The organism is Mucilaginibacter puniceus (assembly GCF_054783175.1).
This window is the reverse complement of record NZ_BAAGRB010000001.1, coordinates 399,326-418,785: the sequence shown is the minus strand read 5'-3', so window position 1 is coordinate 418,785 and position 19,460 is coordinate 399,326. Positions and strand designations below refer to the sequence as shown.

Below are 19,460 nucleotides of genomic sequence, written 5' to 3'. Positions count from 1 at the left end.
TACAAAGTTACGTAATTGTTGGCATTGCAGATTATTTAGTAAGCCTAATAATCATACCAATTCAGGAAATTTTACCGAATTTTGTCAAATCAAATCCAATTCAATGCAAACTACAACCGAAAGGGACTCGCACTATAACAACCTGGAGCACATGAGCATGGGCGAAATACTTCAAAGCATTAACAATGAAGATAAAACTGTACCCCTTGCGGTTGAAAAAGCTTTGCCCCAAATTGAGCAGTTAGCTGCAGTTATAACTGCCCGGATGAAAGCCGGTGGCCGCCTGTTTTATATAGGTGCGGGTACCAGTGGCCGTTTAGGCGTGGTGGACGCTTCAGAGTGCCCCCCAACGTTTGGCGTTCCGTTTGATTGGGTGGTGGGTATTATTGCCGGTGGCGATGGTGCCATACGCAAAGCAGTGGAGTTTGCCGAAGATGATATTAACCAGGCCTGGAAAGATCTGCAGGAGTTTAATATAAATGAAAAAGACGTAGTGGTAGGTATTGCCGCATCGGGCACAACGCCGTATGTTATTGGTGGATTAAAGGCTGCTAACCAAAATAAAATAGCAACGGGTTGCGTTGTTTGCAATAGTGGTAGCCCTGTTGCTGCCGAGGCCAATTACCCCGTTGAAGTAGTTACCGGCCCCGAGTTTGTTACAGGCAGCACCCGCATGAAAGCCGGCACCGCGCAAAAGCTGGTGTTAAATATGCTAAGCACATCGGTTATGATACAATTAGGCAGGGTAAAAGGGAATAAAATGGTGGATATGCAGTTAACCAACAATAAACTGGTTGACCGCGGTACCCGAATGATCATGAGCGAAACAGGAGTAGATGAAGAAACCGCTGCTGACTTATTAAAAGAATACGGTAGTGTGAGAAAAGCAGTTGAAAATTATAAGCCCCACCCAAACCCTCCCCGGTAGGGAGGGCTTTAAATATATAATTCACAATGAGACTTTTTTTAACAATAAAAACAAAAAGTCTCCCCTACCGGGGGAGATTTAGAGGGGGCCGGGGCTAAATGCACGAAATAGAGCCATATTATAAATGGAGGGATGACTACATAGCAGCCGAAGATGAGTATTCGCCTTTTTACGCTACGCAGTATAATGAATTTGAGTTTGATAAGCAGATATATAATTACCTGTTACACCCGCAATGGGATTCTTTCGGCTCAAATACTTTGTACATGAAAGTATTATTTGCCGATTATGAACGTTCATATGCTATAATAGAGTTTATTGGCGAGTGGAACGACGCCATAAATAATGACATCATGTTGATGAAGCGCGAGATATTAGAGCTGATGATGGATAACGGCATTAACCACTTTATCCTTATCGGCGAAAATGTTTTGAACTTTCATTCATCAGATGATAGTTATTACGAAGAATGGTTTGAGGATGTAGAGGATGGCTGGATAGCGGGTGTCAACTTCCGCGAGCATGTGATAGAGGAGTTTAAACGAAATAACATCGACTACTACATCAACTTTGGCGGTCAGCTGGACGAATTGAACTGGCGATCGTTAAAGCCTTTGCAACTTTATAAAAATGTGGAGGAGCAGTTGACCAAGAGACTGAATTAAAAAGATTAAAGATTGGTTATTAAAGATTAGTTAAAGCGTGTAAACAATTTCAATTCCACTAATCTTTAATCTTCAATTACTAATCTTTACTATATATTCGTATAATAATTTATAAAAAATGGAAAATAGATCAACTGACTACGTTTACGAAAACGTAATACAAATTAATGAAGCTGACTCATCAAAAAAATTCATAGCAAACGTTTTTTTATGGATGTTTGTGGCTCTGGGTCTTTCAGCGTTATGCGCCTTCTACTTTGCAACCGACACAACTTTGCTATCTATGCTTCGCGACCCGGAAACAGGCGGAAATACAGGCCTGGGTACTATAGTAATGTTTGCACCCCTGGCTTTTGTTTTATTGATTTCTTTCGGTTTTAACCGATTATCCTATGGTGTGCTGCTAATAGCATTTATTGCTTTTGCAATAGTTATGGGCATGAGTTTAAGCTACATTTTACTGGCCTATACAGCAAGTTCGGTATTGGGTGTGTTTATAACCACATCGGTATTGTTTGGGGTGATGGCAGTTGCCGGTTACACTACGCAACAGGATCTAACCAAGTTTGGTTCTATACTAATTATGTTTTTAATAGGTATTGTTATAGCCAGCCTGGTAAATATGTTTTTACGCAGCAGTGGTTTGGATATGATCATTAGCTACATTGGTGTAGCAGTATTTGTAGGCCTAACCGCTTATGATGTACAAAAGCTAAAACGCATTGGCGCAGGTTTGGAGTATGGTGATGCATCAGCCAAAAAAATGGCCATAATGGGTGCATTAACTTTATACCTTGATTTTATCAACCTGTTCCTGATGCTGCTAAGAGTATTTGGCCGAAGAAATAATTAAGAAATCCTAAAAAGCCGCCTCAAACAGGCGGCTTTTTTTATACCATCAAAAATTACAATCATAACAGATTTCGGAGTAACAAATCTATTGCACTTTACAACTTTATTAAGCATCTTTGCACTGCTTATAGAGAAAGACGGAGGGATTAGACCCTGCGATGTCTTAGCAACCTGTTACCTTCAACAAGGTGCTAAATTCTACTCACGTCAAAAGAAGATTTGAGACAGATAAGTGAAAGTCAACAAATACCCGACTTTTCGAAATAAGCCACTTTCAGTTTGCAGTTTTGAGTTTGCAGCCCGCTGTCATTTTTATTGACCCGCTGCCACTGAAAACTGCCCGCTGCTAACTGCTAACTGACAAAATGGATATTAGACAAGAACTACAAAAACGCATTCTGGTAATTGATGGTGCAATGGGTACCATGATACAGCGTTATGGCCTTACCGAAGAGGATTTTAGGGGCGAACGCTTTAAAGATCATCCCAGTGATATAAAGGGTAATAATGACTTGTTAAACATTACCCGCCCGGATATTATTAAGGCTATACACGCCGAATACCTGGAAGCAGGTGCGGATATCATTGAAACCAACACTTTCAGTACGCAACGTATTTCTATGGCCGATTATGGCATGGAGGACCTGTCGTACGAAATGAGTTTTGAAGGCGCCCGTATTGCCAAAGAAGTAGCCGCGGAGTATACGGCTAAAAATCCTGATAAACCGCGTTTTGTTGCAGGTGCTTTGGGCCCTACAACCAAAATGGCTTCTATGTCGCCGGATGTGAATGACCCGGGCTACCGTGCAGTAACGTTTGATGAACTGGAAGAAGCATTTTACGAGCAGGTGCGTGGTTTGGTAGATGGTGGTGCCGATGTGCTTTTATTTGAAACCATAACCGATACCCTGATTACCAAAGCAGGGATATTTGCCGTAAAACGATACGAAGCAGAAATTGGCCGCAAGATAGAGATCATGATATCGGGTACAATTACCGATGCATCAGGTCGTACACTATCCGGCCAAACTGTTGAGGCATTTTATAACTCATTGCGTCATGCCGACCCGTTAAGTATCGGGTTAAACTGTGCTTTAGGGGCTAAGGAAATGAGGCCGCATATTGAGGAGCTTTCTGAAAAAGCGGCTTGCTATATTTCGGCTTATCCAAATGCAGGGTTACCTAATGAGTTTGGCCAGTATGACGAAACCGCCCACGAAACCGCGCATTTGGTTGAGGATTTTATGGCAAGTGGTTTTGTAAACATTGTAGGCGGATGCTGCGGTACTACACCCGAGCATATCAAATGCATTGCCGATAAAGCCGCAAAATACTCACCGAGATTGGTGCCGGTAACTGAGCCGCACATGAGGTTAAGTGGCCTGGAAGCAGTTACCATAACCCCCGAAAGTATTTTTGTGAACGTGGGCGAGCGCACCAACATTACAGGCTCTCCAAAGTTCTCCAAGCTGATATTGGCGGAGAATTACGAAGAAGCACTTTCAGTTGCTGCCCAACAGGTAGAAGGTGGCGCGCAGGTGATCGACATCAACATGGATGAGGGTATGATCGATTCGGAAGCGGTGATGGTGAAGTTTTTAAACCTAATTGCTTCTGAGCCTGATATATCCAAATTGCCTATCATGATCGATTCGTCTAAATGGACGGTTATTGAGGCGGGGTTAAAATGTATACAAGGTAAAGGTATAGTAAACTCTATCTCGCTAAAAGAAGGCGAAGAGAAGTTTAAGGAATACGCCCGTAAGATCATGAGCTATGGTGCCGCTACCGTAGTAATGGCATTTGACGAGACAGGCCAGGCCGACTCGTTAGAGCGCCGTAAAGAGATATGCCAGCGTTCATACAATATTTTGGTTAATGAGGTGGGTTTCCCGCCGCAGGACATCATCTTTGACCCTAACATATTAACCGTAGCCACCGGGCTTGAAGAGCATAATAACTACGCGGTAGATTTTATTGAAGCTACCCGCTGGATAAAACAAAACCTGCCATTAGCCAAGGTTAGCGGTGGGGTAAGTAATATATCGTTCTCCTTTAGGGGTAACAACGTGGTGCGCGAGGCTATGCACTCGGCCTTCCTTTACCATGCTATTAAAGCCGGTATGGATATGGGTATTGTTAACGCCGGTATGCTGGAGGTTTACGAAGAGATTGACAAAGAATTATTAGAACTGGTAGAAGATGTACTGCTTAACCGCCGTGATGATGCTACGGAACGCCTGGTTGAATTTGCCGACAATATAAAAAGCAAGGGCAAAGAGGTAGTGCGCGATGAAGAATGGCGCAAAGCGCCTGTTGCCGAGCGTTTATCGCACGCGCTGGTAAAGGGTATTGTTGAATACCTGGATGATGATGTGGAGGAAGCCAGGCAGGCCTATGCTAAACCATTAGAGGTTATTGAGGGCCCGCTAATGGACGGCATGAACGTAGTGGGCGACTTGTTTGGCGCGGGTAAAATGTTTTTACCACAGGTAGTAAAATCTGCCCGTGTAATGAAAAAGGCCGTAGCTTATTTATTGCCATTTATCGAGCTGGAAAAACAACGCGTTATTGATGCAGGCGAAGACAGCAGTAATAGCCGTGCCAATGCCGGTAAGGTATTAATGGCCACCGTAAAAGGTGATGTGCACGATATCGGTAAAAACATTGTAGGCGTGGTATTGGCGTGTAATAACTTCGAGGTGATTGACCTTGGGGTGATGGTGCCTGCACAGCGTATTATTGAAGAAGCTAAAAAACAAAACGTAGATATCATTGGCTTAAGCGGATTGATCACCCCATCATTAGATGAGATGGTGCATTTTGCTAAAGAGATGGAGCGCGAAGGCTTTACTATTCCGTTATTGATTGGTGGTGCTACTACTTCGCGTATTCACGCAGCGGTAAAAGTTGCGCCAAATTATTCGGGGGCGGCTATACACGTGCTGGATGCATCGCGTAGTGTTACCGTCTGCAGTAACCTGATGAACCGCGATACCCGTGATGCCTACATACAAGGCATTAAAGACGAGTATGCAAAAGCAGCCGAAGCGCACGCCAACAAAAAATCAGATAAGCGTTATGTAACGCTGGAAGAAGCGCGTGCGCAAAAATTCCAGATTGATTTAACACAGGTAGCACCAAAGCCTGCATTTACAGGCACTAAAGTATTTTCGGCCTATCCGCTGGCAGATTTAGTGCCTTATATCGACTGGACACCTTTCTTCCATACCTGGGAGTTGCGTGGCAGCTATCCAAAAATATTTGATGATAAGTTTGTGGGTGTTGAGGCTAAAAAGCTGTTTGATGATGCCCAGGCATTATTAAATAAAGTGGTTAAAGAGAATTTGCTACAGGCAAACGGCGTAATCGGTTTTTGGCCGGCTAACGCGGTTGGTGATGATATTGAATTGTATACCGATGAAACCCGTACGCAGGTACTGAGCCGTATACATACCCTTCGCCAGCAATCAGAAAAAGTAAAAGGTGAGCCTTATTATGCCTTGTCAGATTTTATAGCGCCAAAAGAAAGCGGCGTGGCCGATTACTTTGGCGGGTTTGCCGTTACAACCGGTATTGGTTGCGATGAATTGGTTGCCGAGTTTGAAAAAGATCATGACGACTATAACAGCATTATGGCCAAAGCCATTGCGGATAGGTTAGCCGAGGCTTTTGCCGAAAAAATGCACGAACTGGTACGTAAAGAATACTGGGGTTATGCACAAGAGGAGCACCTAACTGTTGAAGAACTGGTTAAAGAAGAATACGATGGTATACGCCCGGCACCGGGCTACCCTGCCTGCCCGGAACATACCGAAAAGACAACTTTGTTTAACCTATTAAAAGCAGAGGATAACGCGCACATGCACCTTACCGAAAGCCTGGCCATGATGCCTGCCGCATCCGTTAGTGGCTTTTACTTTGCGCACAAGCAATCGCGCTATTTTGGTTTGAATAAAATAAGCAAGGACCAGATAGAAGATTACGCCAAACGTAAAAACATGTCGGTTGAAACTGCTGAAAGGTGGTTAGGGCCGAATTTGAATTATTAAGACCTCCAACCCCCTAAAGGGGGAGTATAAAGTTAATAGCCGCGCTGAATTTCAGGGCGGCTATTTTGTTTATAAGATTCTATGGCACGCGTGTTTCTTATTTTACTGAAAGCTGAATTGTTAAGAACATTTTGTATGTGAACCTTTAGTATATTTGTTTGACACACAAGTGTTAAACAAAATGAAAGACCTAACCTTTAAGGAACTTATTAAATCCAAACACTCTTATATCTTCTTAATTCCACTGTTTGTTATTTTGATACTCGCTGGCTTTTTTACGCCACAATGTTTCGAGTTTTTTGATTATCAACCAGATGCACAGAATAGAATTTTATCGAATATATTAACTGGTTTCATTGCTATTCCAAGCACCGTACTAGCTATATCAGCTATTTTGTTTGCCATATTACAGGTTTCAAACAGAAAAATAACAATTATTGAAATGGTTTTTCAAAATAGCTATATAATCCCGCTTGTCTATTGGTCTTTAATCAATATTATCTTATTAGTTATCATACAGCTTGTTTCTGACACTTTTAGTTCCTACAATATCATTCGGTTACTAGTTTGTCTTTCTTATAACTTAATAGTCTTAGTAGCTGGATTATTATTCACATTATTTCGTTGCTTCAGATACCTCGATTATACATATATCACCGACGATTTTATTATTGATATTTATGGGCAGCTCAATAAAGAAAAAAAAGGAAATCCTACTTTTGATGCTCAAAGTCTTCGTCAAAAAAGTAAAGAAGTTTACTCTGAAATTGCTGATGCTATCCGGAAAGATGACACAATTATAGTTTTAAAGTACTTAAAGTCTTTTGCGCACACCTTAACCCTAAATCCTTCTTCGAATTATATAACAGATTTTAATAAAAGTTTAGCGCGTTGGACATTAGCCAGCATGCGTGGTACCTCAAACGTTATGTTTGGCGCATTTATTGAATTTTGGCGTACACATCTAACCATTAAAATCGAGGGTAAAATGACTTTTGCTTTTAGTAATATAGATCGTGTTCCTTTATTGGCATACCGTATGGCAGAAAAAGACACGAGTGCCAGAACAGCGATCGCAGACGCTTTTGCTTTACGGCTTAAAGAAATAGCACAAAAAAGTGTATACATGGCTATGGAAAATGAGCATCTTAAAACCGGTGCCAGTTTTGAGAATTTGATTAGTATTTATATTGAAATTAGTGAACTAATAAAGCATGTTGCTCAGAATGGTGATTTAAAAACATTACTAATCGTTACCAATAGGGTTTCGCAAATACGTGAAACTTTTAAATTAAAGCATTATCGCAGAAATACCAATATTATCGCTAATAATCTTGCAAGGCAACAACCAGTAGATACTGGATTTGGTCAGAATGAATACGCCAACTATCTGATTTTAAAAAAGGCTATAAATGACACTAACTTAATTGTGATAGGTAATCTCTATTGGTTATTGTTTCAACAATTTAATGGCAATTTACAATCGGCGGAATTCCCTCACTTAAAGGAAGTCTTAACTACCTTAGATACACAAATCGACTATAACGAATCACTTCAAGTTATAGTTGACATATTTATCAGAGAAGATGAACGTTGGGGATGGGAAGAATGGATTTGGCATGGAGAAGAACGACTAGACGGCAAAGTTTATACAGTGGCAACTGCCTTGGATATGTTCGGGGTTGGATTTGCCATAACTTTATTGAAACACCCAGAAATAAATCTCAGCCATCATGCTGTCAGCGATTTTCAGAATTTAAAATACTTGCTTAATCGCGTAAAGACAAATTTGCAAAGAGTACGTTTAAATCCTGGAGCATGGCCACACTTTTTTGACTGGGATAATGAGTCGTTTTTAGTTAGGATTGACAATGTTTTAGCAAATATTGACCGTGTAGACGAAAATATTGAAAATGACTTTTCTCAGCGTCTAGCTGCGACAGCGTTATCCGATACAAAAGTTTCAGCATTTAGACACTTAATTGCCCAACAATGGGAAGCAACGAGGGATCTCTCAAAAATATTTGAACATTTTGGTGCTGTAGAAACGAATCCTGAGACAATTTTGAAAGATACTGGTCCTAATATAAAAATGAATAAAGGTAGGACAATGTTTGTTGATGGGGAGCTGTATCAATTCATTTATGGAATAGAATGGGGGAAATCTGTGAATAGGGGGGTTGATAGTCGATTTGCGGAAGTTATCAAAGAAATAGCTAAGGAAAGTACTGAAACAAGCCTTGACAAAATTTTTGAAAAGGGCATTCAAGAACTTAGTACTAATGGACATAAGGCAAATCTAATAATCATTGATATGGGGCTATTTTATGCAAATGAACTTGCTTTATCTGCTACAGGTAGGTATAGTTCTTCTGTAAACCATAATAATCCGTACCCATTTGAAATCGCTGGATTTTATGATAATGAAATACCTATTGTAGTTCTAAGAAGTTTTGATTTTAATAAGTTGGTAGCGGTAGTATCGCTACCTCAAGCTTTACTAATGCAGCAAAGGCAAGAGGAAAACAACTACAATAAGAATTTAAAAATCGAAATAAATGAAATCACTTTAGATCAGGCTAATCAAATGATAGCTGAACGTCAAGAACAGGATGGTGAAAACTTATCTATACATGAACTAATGGCTTCTATGATAGTCCATATACATCAGATATTCGATTTTAAGATTGCTGACAAAAAGGCTATTAAAGTTTATAAATCAAATCTCGAAAACTTTGGAAACTAATTAATATAATCAATAATAAATAGACTAATATATCTCCTCCGTTGGCGCAAGTATGTCGGGCGGGCATGTGCGCAAGGCTACTTGTGCCTACTATAATTTGGCTAAAGCCACTCAATGTTATGCTTTCCCGTCCCCGCAGGGTCTCTCATAGAGGACCCTGCGATGCACCGAAGACTTCACTATAATTTGTGATATTAATAAACAAGTGGGGTTTATTATCATAGTAAAATGCAGCACTACTATGTGGGTAATCGGTAAACTGCATACATAAATTCCATTTGCCCGTTACGGGATTATGATGGATATAATCTAACTTTTGATTTAGAAACTCAACAGTGTAAATCGGCTTAGCATCAAAGGAAGGCTCAAAAACTTTATGCCTTTGTCCCTTGGCCTTTTCTTTGTCTGAACATCCGCTTGCAAGCAAATGTAAAATGGATTGTTCTTTTTGCGCCGTTAGTTTTTTGACTAACGCATACGCCATAAACCGCTTGCCGTTACTTATAATGGTATTTAAATTATTAACCGATTCCGGAAGTTGTAAAATCAAGTGAACATGATTGGGCATGATAACAAAGGCAATCGTTTCGATTTGATATTGCTCATTTATGAGGTTGAGCCAGTTATATACTAAACTATACGAACCGGTTTTTTCAAACAAGGGTAACCACTTATAACAAGTAAAGGTTATAAACCAAATTTTACAGGTTAAATCGTGACGGGTTCTGATCATGCATAAATATATAACTTCGTTTCGATTACTCCGCAGGGTCCTCTACGAGAGACCCTGCGGGGACTACCCCCCCGTTTGGCGACTACCCCCCGTTGGCGCAAGTATATGGGGCGGGCATGTGGGTAAATGCTACTTGTGCCTACTATTAATTTGGCTAAAGCCACTCAATGTTATGCTTATGGTCCGTTGGTTAAAACCAACGGCAATAAGTTTTAATTTTTGCTATGTTAATCACATCCATTCCAATTGCTGCATCAATTCATTGCCGTCCCATTTATGGGGCGGAATAAAAAATTAAACAGGCACGGCTTTAGCCAAACCTACGTAGCGTCGCAATACTCCCCTCGCTGGCGCAAGTATGTCGGGCGGCATGTGGGCAAGGCTACTTATGCCCATTGCCCCTGTTGTTGTTACCAACAAGCACCTTAAAATCAACGTATTACTTCATATATCCTACCAATCAAAATCATGGTTTACACTTTTTAGGGTGTAATTTTTATAACTAATTAATTATCAATATTTTACGTAAAAAATTATCAAAAATGTGTTAAGTTGTGTAAACCATGTTTAACAACATGAGTGTAGTATTTTCCGCGTTGTATATTATTCAGCAACTTATTACGTTCATTATGCGTGTTAAGCCCATCCAATTTGATACATATACTTCAAAAACATATATTTACATTTGCTACTAAATTAACTTTACCGTAAATACATTAAATGAGATTTATACTATTACTTGCTTTTTGTACCTTAAGTATTACAGCATCTGCCCAGTTTTGGCAAAAAAAGAATAAAACACGCTATCCGCAATTAGATGAGGCTAATCATACATCAGCTACCACTATTTCGGCAGCTACCAAAGTATATTTGCCTAATGTTGTAGCGGCTGTATTAAACCAGCGCGCCTACTCGCTTGATATAGCCGAAGCCTTATTACTTAAAGAGGCCAAGCACCATATGCGTTACAGGCAATATACTACAGCCAGTACTGATTTTAATACGCTGGCTAAATTATACACGGTAGCCAAACGCTTCTCAGAAGCTCAATGGTTTTTATTGCAAAGCAACGCCATATCCAAACGCGAAAGCAACGATCAATTAACCATAACTAACTTATTGGACCTGGCTACCATTAAAGCCGCCATAGGCGAATTGGCTTTAGCACGCACCGACCTGAAGGAAGCACATGACCTGGCCAGTTTAAAAGGCATGAGTACCGACCTGGCTGAAATTGAGAAATTGACCCGCGAGATAGAGTTAAAAAACGGTAGCGCATCTTTTGCAAAAACCGAGGTAAAATACGCCGCGGCTATCGAAGCAGACAAAAAGGCAAAAGCACAATAATTTACCATTAAACAATGAAATATTATTGTAATATTATTATTTCTAAACAATAAGGCAAGCTTTTTGCGTGTTGTTTTTATTACATTAGTAGATTATTGTATACCCAAAATTGATGTTTATTTTCACCCCTGATTTAAAGACAGTTAAAAATATGTTTAAGCGATTTTATTTTGTGTTGGTACTTGGTGCCGCACTTGCCTGCAGCGCTGCCCCGTCAAAACCCATTTTAGTTGATGGCGTAACCAACCTGGTACCTACCGAACAACAAAGCACCGCTTGTAAAGCGGTAGCCACTTTAATTTTATCGAGTAACTATAAAAGAGTTCCGCTTAATGATTCATTATCAGTGGTAATTTACGATCGTTTTATCAAAAGCCTGGACGAAAACCGCAATTATTTATTAGCATCAGATATTGCTGATTTTGAAAAATACAAAACCACTTTAGATGATGACATTAAAAATGGCAACCTGAATAATGTGTTTTACATTTTCAATGTTTTTCAAAAAAGACAACTGGAAAGAACAAATTATGCCGTATCGCAAATAAATAACGCTTTTGATTTTACCAAGAACGAAACTTTTACTTATGACCGTAAAAATTTACCCTGGTCAAAAACGGTTGACGAGTTAAATACTGATTGGACCAAACGCGTGAAGTATGAATTGCTTAATTTAAAACTGGCCACTCCTGATATGGCTAAAAACAAGGAAACATTAAGCAAACGCTACCAAACCCGTTTACAACAGATCAACCAGACACAAAATGATGATGTATTTCAGTTATTCATGAGTGCATTTACCGAGGCTATTGACCCACATACTGCATACCTGAATTCATCAAACGCGGCACAATTTAACATTGAAATGTCGCGTGCGTTGGAAGGTATTGGTGCAACTTTGACATCAAAAAATGAATATATAAGTATTTTATCTTTAGTACCTGGAGGTCCGGCTGATAAGAGCCACCAGGTTAATGTTGGCGACCGGATAATTGGTGTTGCACAGGGTAAAGAAGGAGAGTTTCAAGATATTGTAGGCTGGCGAACTGATAATGCTATTAAATTAATACGTGGTGCTAAAGGCACTTTAGTACGACTAAAACTTTTACCACAAAATAAAACTGCCGCAGACAAACCTAACATAGTTGAAATTATACGCGAGAAAATTGTATTGCAAGATCAGTTAGTAAAAAAGGAAACCCGTACTTATAACAGCAATGGCAAAACCTATAAAATAGGTATTATTAATGTGCCTGCTTTTTATACTGATATAGCCGCTTCAAGAGCAGGTGAAGCTAATTATCATAGCACAACACGTGATATGAAAATGGTATTAGATTCATTAAGGCGCGAAAATGTAGACGGCATTGTAGTTGACCTGCGCGAAAACGGAGGCGGCTCATTATCAGAAGCTATTTCATTGACCGGCTTATTCATTAAATCAGGCCCGGTTGTGCAGGTACGTGATGACAGGGGGCGCATAGAAGTTGATACCGATGACGACCCTACTGTTTATTATAGTGGCCCATTAGCTGTATTAACTGATCGTTTTAGCGCTTCAGCATCCGAAATATTTGCCGGGGCCATACAAGATTATGGCCGTGGTATTGTGGTTGGTACCCAAACTTATGGCAAAGGCACTGTTCAAAGCCCTATTGCTCTGGACCGTGTGGTTCAACGCTCACTAGTCGACAAGATCGCTTCAATTGCAGGCGGTGGAAGTGGAGGCCCAAGTGTAAGAGTAGGTAATGGCGAAAGTATTTATGGTCAATTAAACTTAACCATAGCAAAATTTTACCGCGTTAACGGTGGCTCAACCCAGCATAAAGGGGTTATACCTGATATCCAGTTTCCATCAGTTATACCTTTGGATAAATATGGAGAGGACACGGAACCATCAGCTTTGCCATATGACGTTATTCCAAAAAGCGACTTTGTAAAAGTTGGTGATCTTTCGGCGGCTATTCCTCAGCTAACCAAAATGCATCAGCAACGCATGAATGAAAGCACCAACTATAAACTTTTGCTTCAGGATATTGCTGATTATAAAAAGAGCGAGAATGAAACCAGTGTCACCTTAAACGAACAACAACTAAAAAAACAACGCGAAGCAGATGAAAAAAAATCTTCTGAACGTGAAAAATTAAAACTTGCAGCTTCTGGTTTTGATGTACCGCCCAAAAATGTAAAGGTAAAGACCAAAAAAGATCTTGACTTTTTAAAGGTTGAAGCAGGACAAATATTGATAGATTACATGAATTTGGGTGATAAATATACCCGTATTGAAAAGGCGCCTTTAGTGGACAATCCTGTTAAACGTTCGTTTTAAATATTAAATTAATATAGCAAAAAAATCCCGGCTTAGTCCGGGATTTTTGCATTTAAAACCAATTCATTTTATAACGGTTTATTAAGTATGGCTAAACAACCGTTGCTTGAATTTACCGACAGGGGCATATACTGTGCAAAGGGCAATTTTTATATCGATCCCTGGAAACCGGTTGATGATGCGGTAATAACCCACGCCCATTCAGATCATGCTTACTGGGGGCATAAGCGTTACCTGGCCCACCATTTATCCAAAGAGGTATTATTGTATCGCTTAGGCGATATACAACTGCAAACGGTAGCATATGGTGAAACCGTTATAAAAAATGGCGTAGCTATTTCTTTATTTCCTGCCGGACATGTAATTGGTTCGGCACAAATACGGGTAGAATACCAGGGCGAAGTTTGGGTAGTATCCGGCGACTATAAAACTGAAGATGATGGTATATCAACCCCATTTGAACCGGTAAAATGCCATCACTTTATATCCGAGTGTACGTTTGGCATGCCGGTTTACCAATGGAAGCCACAGGTGCAAATTTTTGATGAGATAAATAACTGGTGGCGCAGCAATGTGAGCAACGGATTGGCTACGGTTATTGTAGGTTATTCGTTAGGTAAGGCGCAACGCATTTTACAAAACCTGGACTTATCCATCGGCAAAGTTTATACCCATGGCGTAATTGAAAACACCAACGAGGCTTTGCGTCGTAATGGCATAATACTTAACCCGACCACCAGAATTACACCCGAAACTTCAAAAGAAGAAGTCCGTAAAGGTATAATTATAGCACCGCCATCATCCGTCGGCACACCTTGGATGCGCAAGTTTAATCCTTATAGCTTTGGCTATTGCTCAGGTTGGATGGCTATCCGCGGAGCGAAAAGAAGACGTGCGGCAGACCGTGGATTCATCATGTCAGACCATGCTGATTGGGATGGTCTAGTAAGTGCCATAGATGCAACCGGATGTGAAAGCGTTTACCTTACGCATGGCTATACCGCCACATTTACCCGCTACCTAAAAGAGATTGGCTTTGATGCGCACGAAGTACATACTTTATATGGCAATGATGAAGCGGATGGTGCCCCCGAAGAAACAGCAGTAACTAATACGGAGGAATCGATATGAGAGCATTTGCCCAACTCTTCCTCTCGCTGGACGAAACCAACAAAACCAATGAAAAGGTTAGGGTATTAAAAGAGTATTTTACCAGTGTGCCAGATACCGATAAAATGCACATGCTGGCCCTGTTTACCGGGCGCAAACCTAAGCGGGTGATCAATGCCACACAAGTACGCACCTGGGCAACCGAGGTAACCAATATACCTATATGGTTATTTGAAGAAAGCTACCATGTAGTTGGTGATCTGGCCGAAACCATCGCCTTGTTAATGCCCCAAAACACTACCGGCGGCAGCAGCAAAACATTAACCGAGTGGATAGCCGAGTTAAATATGCTAAGCAGCAAAACCGAAGAAGAACGCAAACTTTGGCTGATAGACTCATGGGCCATGCTGGATACGCAGGAACGCTTTGTATTTAATAAACTGCTCACTGGCAGCTTTCGTGTGGGTGTATCACAAAGCCTGGTGATAAAAGCATTGGCGGATATTACCAATTTGGATGCCCCAACCCTTACCCACCGTATTATGGGCAATTGGCTGCCCGAAACCTATACCTACGAACAGTTGATACAGGAGCAAGGCGCATCTGATGATGTATCGCGCCCTTACCCCTTCTTTTTAGCTTACCCGATACAAGAAACATCCGAAAAGCAAAAATCAGCAGATGAATTAAAAACCTCATTAGGTGATGCAGCCGAATGGCAGGCCGAATGGAAATGGGACGGCATACGCGCGCAACTGATCAAACGCGATGGCAAAATATTTATATGGAGCCGCGGCGAGGATCTGGCTACAGATAAGTTTCCGGAGTTGCACCCATTTTTAAATGCCCTGCCGGATGGTACCGTGATAGATGGCGAATTATTGAGCTTTCAAAAGGGATCTCCTATGCCATTTAACATTTTGCAAACCCGAATTGGTAGAAAAAATCTAAGTAAAAAAATACTGGAAGAAAGCCCCGTAGCAGTTATTGCTTACGATTGCCTGGAATATAATAGCGAGGATATCCGCAGCAAAACACAGTCAGAAAGGCGTGTACTATTAGAAGAATTACAATCCGCAACGCCTTATCCGGAACTGTTGCGCATATCGCCATTAATAACCTTTAGCAGCTGGGATGAATTAGCTACTGTACGTGAGCAATCTCGCGCTATGATAGCAGAGGGTATTATGCTAAAGCGTAAAAGCGCCACCTACCAGGTTGGTCGCAAACGTGGCGATTGGTGGAAATGGAAGATTGACCCGCTATCGGTAGACGCGGTGATGATCTACGCCCAAAAGGGCCATGGCCGCCGCGCCGACCTGTATACCGATTATACTTTTGCCGTTTGGGATGGTGACAAACTGGTACCATTTGCCAAAGCCTACTCGGGCCTAACCGACCAGGAAATAAATAAGGTAGATAATTTTGTAAAACGCAATACGCTTGAAAAGTTTGGCCCGGTACGCACCGTAAAACCGGAACTGGTTTTTGAGATAGGATTTGAAGGTATAAATCGGTCCACACGCCATAAATCGGGTATTGCATTACGTTTCCCGCGTATATTGCGCTGGCGGCAGGATAAGCCTAAAGAGGAAGCGGATACTTTGGAAACTTTAAAGGCTTTGTTGGGAGATTAGGTCAACCACCTTTACAGCGATGACGTTTGTAGATAGTCACAATGACAAGTTTTTGATAAAACTTTACTCAAAAACCGCTAAGTTCGCAGTCTGTTAAGTGTTAATTGAATTATAGCTCCATGGCAACTAAAAAAGGCTTTACTACTACCCTGCTGCACTCTGATCGTTTACAAAAACCCGAGCATGGTGCATTACATAAACCTATTCATACATCCGTAACTTATGGTTATGATGATGTGCAGGGATTGGTTGATGTATTCCAAAACAAAACAAGCGGTTATGCTTATTCGCGCCAGGGTAACCCTACAGTAACGGCGTTGGAGCATAAAGTAACCCAAATGGAAAACGGCTTTGGCACTATTGCTTTTGCAACCGGTATGGGTGCTATATCAGCAACTATTTTAGCCTTAATAAAAAATGGGGACCATATAGTAGCCAGCTCATTTTTATTTGGTAATACCCGCAGTATTTTCCAAAGCTATATGGATATGGGTTTGGATATTACGTTTGTAGATGCCACATCGGTAAACAACATACAACAGGCATTAAAACCAAACACCAAGCTGGTATTTGTAGAAACCATTGCTAACCCGGCCACACAAATTGCCGACCTGGAAGCTATTGGCAACCTATGCCAGGAAAAAGGCTTGATCTACATCGTAGATAATACCATGACCACGCCTTATTTATTTAACCCTATCAATGTTAAAGCAAGCCTGGTAATAAACTCCTTAACCAAAAGCATTGGCGGCCATGGTAATGCTTTGGGCGGTAGTGTAACTGATACGGGTTTATTTAACTGGAGCAACTTTGCCAATATTAACGAAGTATATAAAAGTCAGGTGGACCCTAAAAAATTAGGATTAACCCAAATACGCAAAAAAGGATTAAGAGATGCAGGCGCCACTTTAGCACCGGAGGCTGCTCATTCACTGTCGGTAGGGTCAGAAACTTTGGCTTTACGCATGGAGAGAACCTGCAGTAACGCGTTGGCTTTGGCAGAGTTTTTTGAAGGGCATCCAAATATTAAAAAAGTATTTTATCCCGGGTTACCTAACCATCCGCAACATGCGTTGGCTAAAAAGCTGTTTAATAAATTTGGCAGCTTAATGAGTATTGAGCTGGATGAAAAACTGGATTGCTTTGCGTTTTTAAATAAGCTGGAACTGGTTGTAAAATCAAGCAACCTGGGCGATACACGCACATTAGCTATCCCGGTAGCGCATACCATATTTAACGAGTTAGGTAAAGCAAAACGCGACGAAATGGGTATATCTGATAATATGATACGCCTTTCCGTCGGTATTGAAGACCAGGAAGATCTGATTGCGGATTTTAAAGCAGCTTTAGGATAACTCCCCCACGCGCTCATTGCGAGCGATAGCGTGGCATCTCTACATAGGACAATCATTGCAGTTTTGAATTGCAAGTGCAGAGATTGCTTCGTTCCTCGCAATGACGTAGTTTTTTAACCTACGCCCTCGTATCGTTATTATTATAAATACTTAAATAGCTTTCGTAGCGGGATAATTCTATTTCTTCATTCTCTAAAGCTTCCAGCACTGCGCAACCGGGTTCATTAATATGGCGGCAGTTGTTAAAGCGGCAGTCCTGCATACGTGAGCGCATTTCGGGGAAGTAGCGGCCCAGTTCATGCTTTTCAATATCTACAATACCTAATTCGCGGATACCCGGAGTGTCTATAATAAATCCGCCTTGTGGTAGTTCAAACATTTCGGCAAAGGTGGTGGTGTGCATACCTTTATCGCTCCAGTCGGATACCTCATTGGTGCGCAGGTCCAATTCTGGTAATAAGGCATTGATCAAACTTGATTTACCTACACCTGAATGGCCGGAGAACAAGGTTACTTTGTCTTTTAGCAGTTCCTGCACCACATCAATATTAGTACCTTCTAATGCCGAAACATCATAACAGGGGTAACCAATGTTTTCATAAATAGCTTTGTATTCGGCCAATATTTCCAATCCTGGTCCGCTGAAAAGGTCCAATTTATTAAAAATCAATTTAGCAGGAATATCGTACGCTTCGGCGGTAACTAAAAAACGATCAATAAAACCTAATGAGGTACGCGGCGAAGCCAGTGTTACCACCAATAAGGCCTGATCTAAATTAGCAGCAATAATTTGCCCTTGTTTAGACAGGTTGATAGATTTACGGATAATATAATTTTTACGCGGAAGCAGGTGGTTAATAACGCCTGTCTCCTGGTCGGGCTCTAACTCAAAATCAACTACATCACCAACGGCTATAGGGTTAGTGGTGGTTATTCCCTTTATGCGGAACTTTCCTTTTATACGGCAATCGTATCTATCTCCTTCAGGTGTTTGAACCTGGTACCAGCTTCCGGTTGATTTGGTTATTAATCCCTGCATTTAAAGTGTTAAAATAGCTTTAATACTCACCAATAAACGCTCAATGGTTTCTTCATCTAAACGCCCAATACGTTCTTGCAATCTTGTCATATCTATCGCCCTTATTTGATCACATAAAATATATGATTGCTTTTTTAACCCGTTAATAGTTGATGGAGGTACAGGTAACCGTATTAAAGAAAATCCTTCCTTATGTTGTGATGAAATTGAACATACAATAGTTGAGGTATGTTTTGCCAAGTGTAATATGTCAGATTGTAATATTACAATAGGTCTCACTTTGCCAGGCTCACTTCCTATAGCTGGCTCTAAGTTTGCTGTCCATATTTCATATTGCTTAACAACGTTACTCATCTAAATATTTTTGAAAATCTGTTAAAGAAGCACGTTCAAAATCATTTTTAAGCTCTATATCAGGGTCGTGTTTTTTCAGCATTTCCACTTCCTTGCGCATTTGATCTTCTATGGCCTTACGCTGTTGCCATTTATTATACTGTTCAATAGCTGATTTAATATAATTTGAGCGGCTGGTTTTTTTTGCCTTGACCTGTTTATCAGTTTCCTCAAACAAACGATCGTCCAACTTTAAAAGAATACTTTTCATAGTATTAAATTTATATATCAAATATAGATATACTTTTTTATATATTATTCAATAACTACACGA

General features: G+C 40.7%; 14 protein-coding genes and 1 riboswitch. Of the genes, 10 read left to right on the top strand and 4 right to left on the bottom strand.

Annotation, left to right across the window (positions count from 1 at the left end; translation table 11 throughout):
* The first annotated feature begins 103 nt into the window (after positions 1-103).
* From murQ to ACYVJ6_RS01875, 5 genes are all read left to right on the top strand, one after another.
* Complete coding sequence (gene murQ, locus ACYVJ6_RS01895; RefSeq protein WP_460692334.1) at positions 104-928, top strand: N-acetylmuramic acid 6-phosphate etherase; 825 nt, start codon at positions 104-106, stop codon at positions 926-928.
* A 98-nt stretch (positions 929-1,026) separates the two neighbouring features.
* The gene (locus ACYVJ6_RS01890; RefSeq protein ID WP_460692333.1) at positions 1,027-1,593 is read left to right on the top strand and encodes a hypothetical protein; all 567 of its coding nucleotides are present in this window, start codon (positions 1,027-1,029) and stop codon (positions 1,591-1,593) included.
* 118 nt (positions 1,594-1,711) lie between these two features.
* Positions 1,712-2,446 carry a Bax inhibitor-1/YccA family protein gene (locus tag ACYVJ6_RS01885; RefSeq protein ID WP_460692332.1) on the top strand — a complete coding sequence of 245 codons (735 nt, stop codon included), beginning with the start codon at positions 1,712-1,714 and terminating at the stop codon, positions 2,444-2,446.
* A gap of 121 nt (positions 2,447-2,567) precedes the next feature.
* Positions 2,568-2,680: riboswitch (SAM riboswitch) on the top strand.
* 130 nt (positions 2,681-2,810) lie between these two features.
* On the top strand, positions 2,811-6,497 hold the full coding sequence (metH, locus tag ACYVJ6_RS01880) for a methionine synthase (RefSeq protein WP_460692331.1): 3,687 nt from the start codon (positions 2,811-2,813) through the stop codon (positions 6,495-6,497).
* Positions 6,498-6,678: 181 nt separating this feature from the next.
* Complete coding sequence (locus ACYVJ6_RS01875) at positions 6,679-9,243, top strand: hypothetical protein (RefSeq protein ID WP_460692330.1); 2,565 nt, start codon at positions 6,679-6,681, stop codon at positions 9,241-9,243.
* A 145-nt stretch (positions 9,244-9,388) separates the two neighbouring features.
* Here ACYVJ6_RS01875 and ACYVJ6_RS01870 read toward each other — a convergent pair whose 3' ends face one another.
* A complete protein-coding gene (locus ACYVJ6_RS01870; protein ID WP_460692329.1) occupies positions 9,389-9,976 on the bottom strand; it encodes an REP-associated tyrosine transposase in 588 nt (195 codons plus the stop codon).
* 720 nt (positions 9,977-10,696) lie between these two features.
* Here ACYVJ6_RS01870 and ACYVJ6_RS01865 point away from each other — a divergent pair.
* The 5 genes from ACYVJ6_RS01865 (at position 10,697) to ACYVJ6_RS01845 (ending at position 17,754) form a co-directional block, all read left to right on the top strand.
* Entirely contained in the window at positions 10,697-11,323 is a 627-nt protein-coding gene (locus ACYVJ6_RS01865) for a hypothetical protein (RefSeq protein WP_460692328.1), read from the top strand.
* Positions 11,324-11,474: 151 nt separating this feature from the next.
* On the top strand, positions 11,475-13,652 hold the full coding sequence (locus ACYVJ6_RS01860; RefSeq protein ID WP_460692327.1) for a carboxy terminal-processing peptidase: 2,178 nt from the start codon (positions 11,475-11,477) through the stop codon (positions 13,650-13,652).
* Positions 13,653-13,739: 87 nt separating this feature from the next.
* Entirely contained in the window at positions 13,740-14,783 is a 1,044-nt protein-coding gene (locus tag ACYVJ6_RS01855) for a ligase-associated DNA damage response exonuclease (RefSeq protein WP_460692326.1), read from the top strand.
* Positions 14,780-16,399, top strand: coding sequence for an ATP-dependent DNA ligase (locus ACYVJ6_RS01850; RefSeq protein WP_460692325.1), 1,620 nt, complete (start codon positions 14,780-14,782; stop codon positions 16,397-16,399). Before ACYVJ6_RS01855 ends, ACYVJ6_RS01850 begins: the two co-directional genes overlap by 4 nt.
* Before the next feature lie 119 nt (positions 16,400-16,518).
* On the top strand, positions 16,519-17,754 hold the full coding sequence (locus ACYVJ6_RS01845) for a cystathionine gamma-synthase family protein (protein WP_460692324.1): 1,236 nt from the start codon (positions 16,519-16,521) through the stop codon (positions 17,752-17,754).
* Between the two features lie 118 nt (positions 17,755-17,872).
* On the opposite strand, the gene rsgA is transcribed toward ACYVJ6_RS01845, so the two are convergent.
* Genes rsgA through ACYVJ6_RS01830 form a run of 3 tightly spaced genes read right to left on the bottom strand, consistent with a single transcriptional unit; the run spans position 17,873 to position 19,397 of the window.
* On the bottom strand, positions 17,873-18,793 hold the full coding sequence (gene rsgA / locus ACYVJ6_RS01840) for a ribosome small subunit-dependent GTPase A (RefSeq protein WP_460692323.1): 921 nt from the start codon (positions 18,791-18,793) through the stop codon (positions 17,873-17,875).
* Complete coding sequence (locus ACYVJ6_RS01835) at positions 18,794-19,147, bottom strand: type II toxin-antitoxin system PemK/MazF family toxin (protein ID WP_460692322.1); 354 nt, start codon at positions 19,145-19,147, stop codon at positions 18,794-18,796.
* Complete coding sequence (locus ACYVJ6_RS01830) at positions 19,140-19,397, bottom strand: hypothetical protein (RefSeq protein WP_460692321.1); 258 nt, start codon at positions 19,395-19,397, stop codon at positions 19,140-19,142. Before ACYVJ6_RS01830 ends, ACYVJ6_RS01835 begins: the two co-directional genes overlap by 8 nt.
* Positions 19,398-19,460 lie beyond the last annotated feature (63 nt).

Excerpts from the sequence above, each read along its gene's own strand:
- murQ (WP_460692334.1), top strand. The coding sequence starts at position 104 with ATGCAAACTACAACCGAAAGGGACTCGCACTATAACAACCTGGAGCAC.
- ACYVJ6_RS01890 (WP_460692333.1), top strand. The coding sequence starts at position 1,027 with ATGCACGAAATAGAGCCATATTATAAATGGAGGGATGACTACATAGCA.
- ACYVJ6_RS01885 (WP_460692332.1), top strand. The coding sequence starts at position 1,712 with ATGGAAAATAGATCAACTGACTACGTTTACGAAAACGTAATACAAATT.
- metH (WP_460692331.1), top strand. The coding sequence starts at position 2,811 with ATGGATATTAGACAAGAACTACAAAAACGCATTCTGGTAATTGATGGT.
- ACYVJ6_RS01875 (WP_460692330.1), top strand. The coding sequence starts at position 6,679 with ATGAAAGACCTAACCTTTAAGGAACTTATTAAATCCAAACACTCTTAT.
- ACYVJ6_RS01870 (WP_460692329.1), bottom strand. The coding sequence starts at position 9,976 with ATGATCAGAACCCGTCACGATTTAACCTGTAAAATTTGGTTTATAACC.
- ACYVJ6_RS01865 (WP_460692328.1), top strand. The coding sequence starts at position 10,697 with ATGAGATTTATACTATTACTTGCTTTTTGTACCTTAAGTATTACAGCA.
- ACYVJ6_RS01860 (WP_460692327.1), top strand. The coding sequence starts at position 11,475 with ATGTTTAAGCGATTTTATTTTGTGTTGGTACTTGGTGCCGCACTTGCC.
- ACYVJ6_RS01855 (WP_460692326.1), top strand. The coding sequence starts at position 13,740 with ATGGCTAAACAACCGTTGCTTGAATTTACCGACAGGGGCATATACTGT.
- ACYVJ6_RS01850 (WP_460692325.1), top strand. The coding sequence starts at position 14,780 with ATGAGAGCATTTGCCCAACTCTTCCTCTCGCTGGACGAAACCAACAAA.
- ACYVJ6_RS01845 (WP_460692324.1), top strand. The coding sequence starts at position 16,519 with ATGGCAACTAAAAAAGGCTTTACTACTACCCTGCTGCACTCTGATCGT.
- rsgA (WP_460692323.1), bottom strand. The coding sequence starts at position 18,793 with ATGCAGGGATTAATAACCAAATCAACCGGAAGCTGGTACCAGGTTCAA.
- ACYVJ6_RS01835 (WP_460692322.1), bottom strand. The coding sequence starts at position 19,147 with ATGAGTAACGTTGTTAAGCAATATGAAATATGGACAGCAAACTTAGAG.
- ACYVJ6_RS01830 (WP_460692321.1), bottom strand. The coding sequence starts at position 19,397 with ATGAAAAGTATTCTTTTAAAGTTGGACGATCGTTTGTTTGAGGAAACT.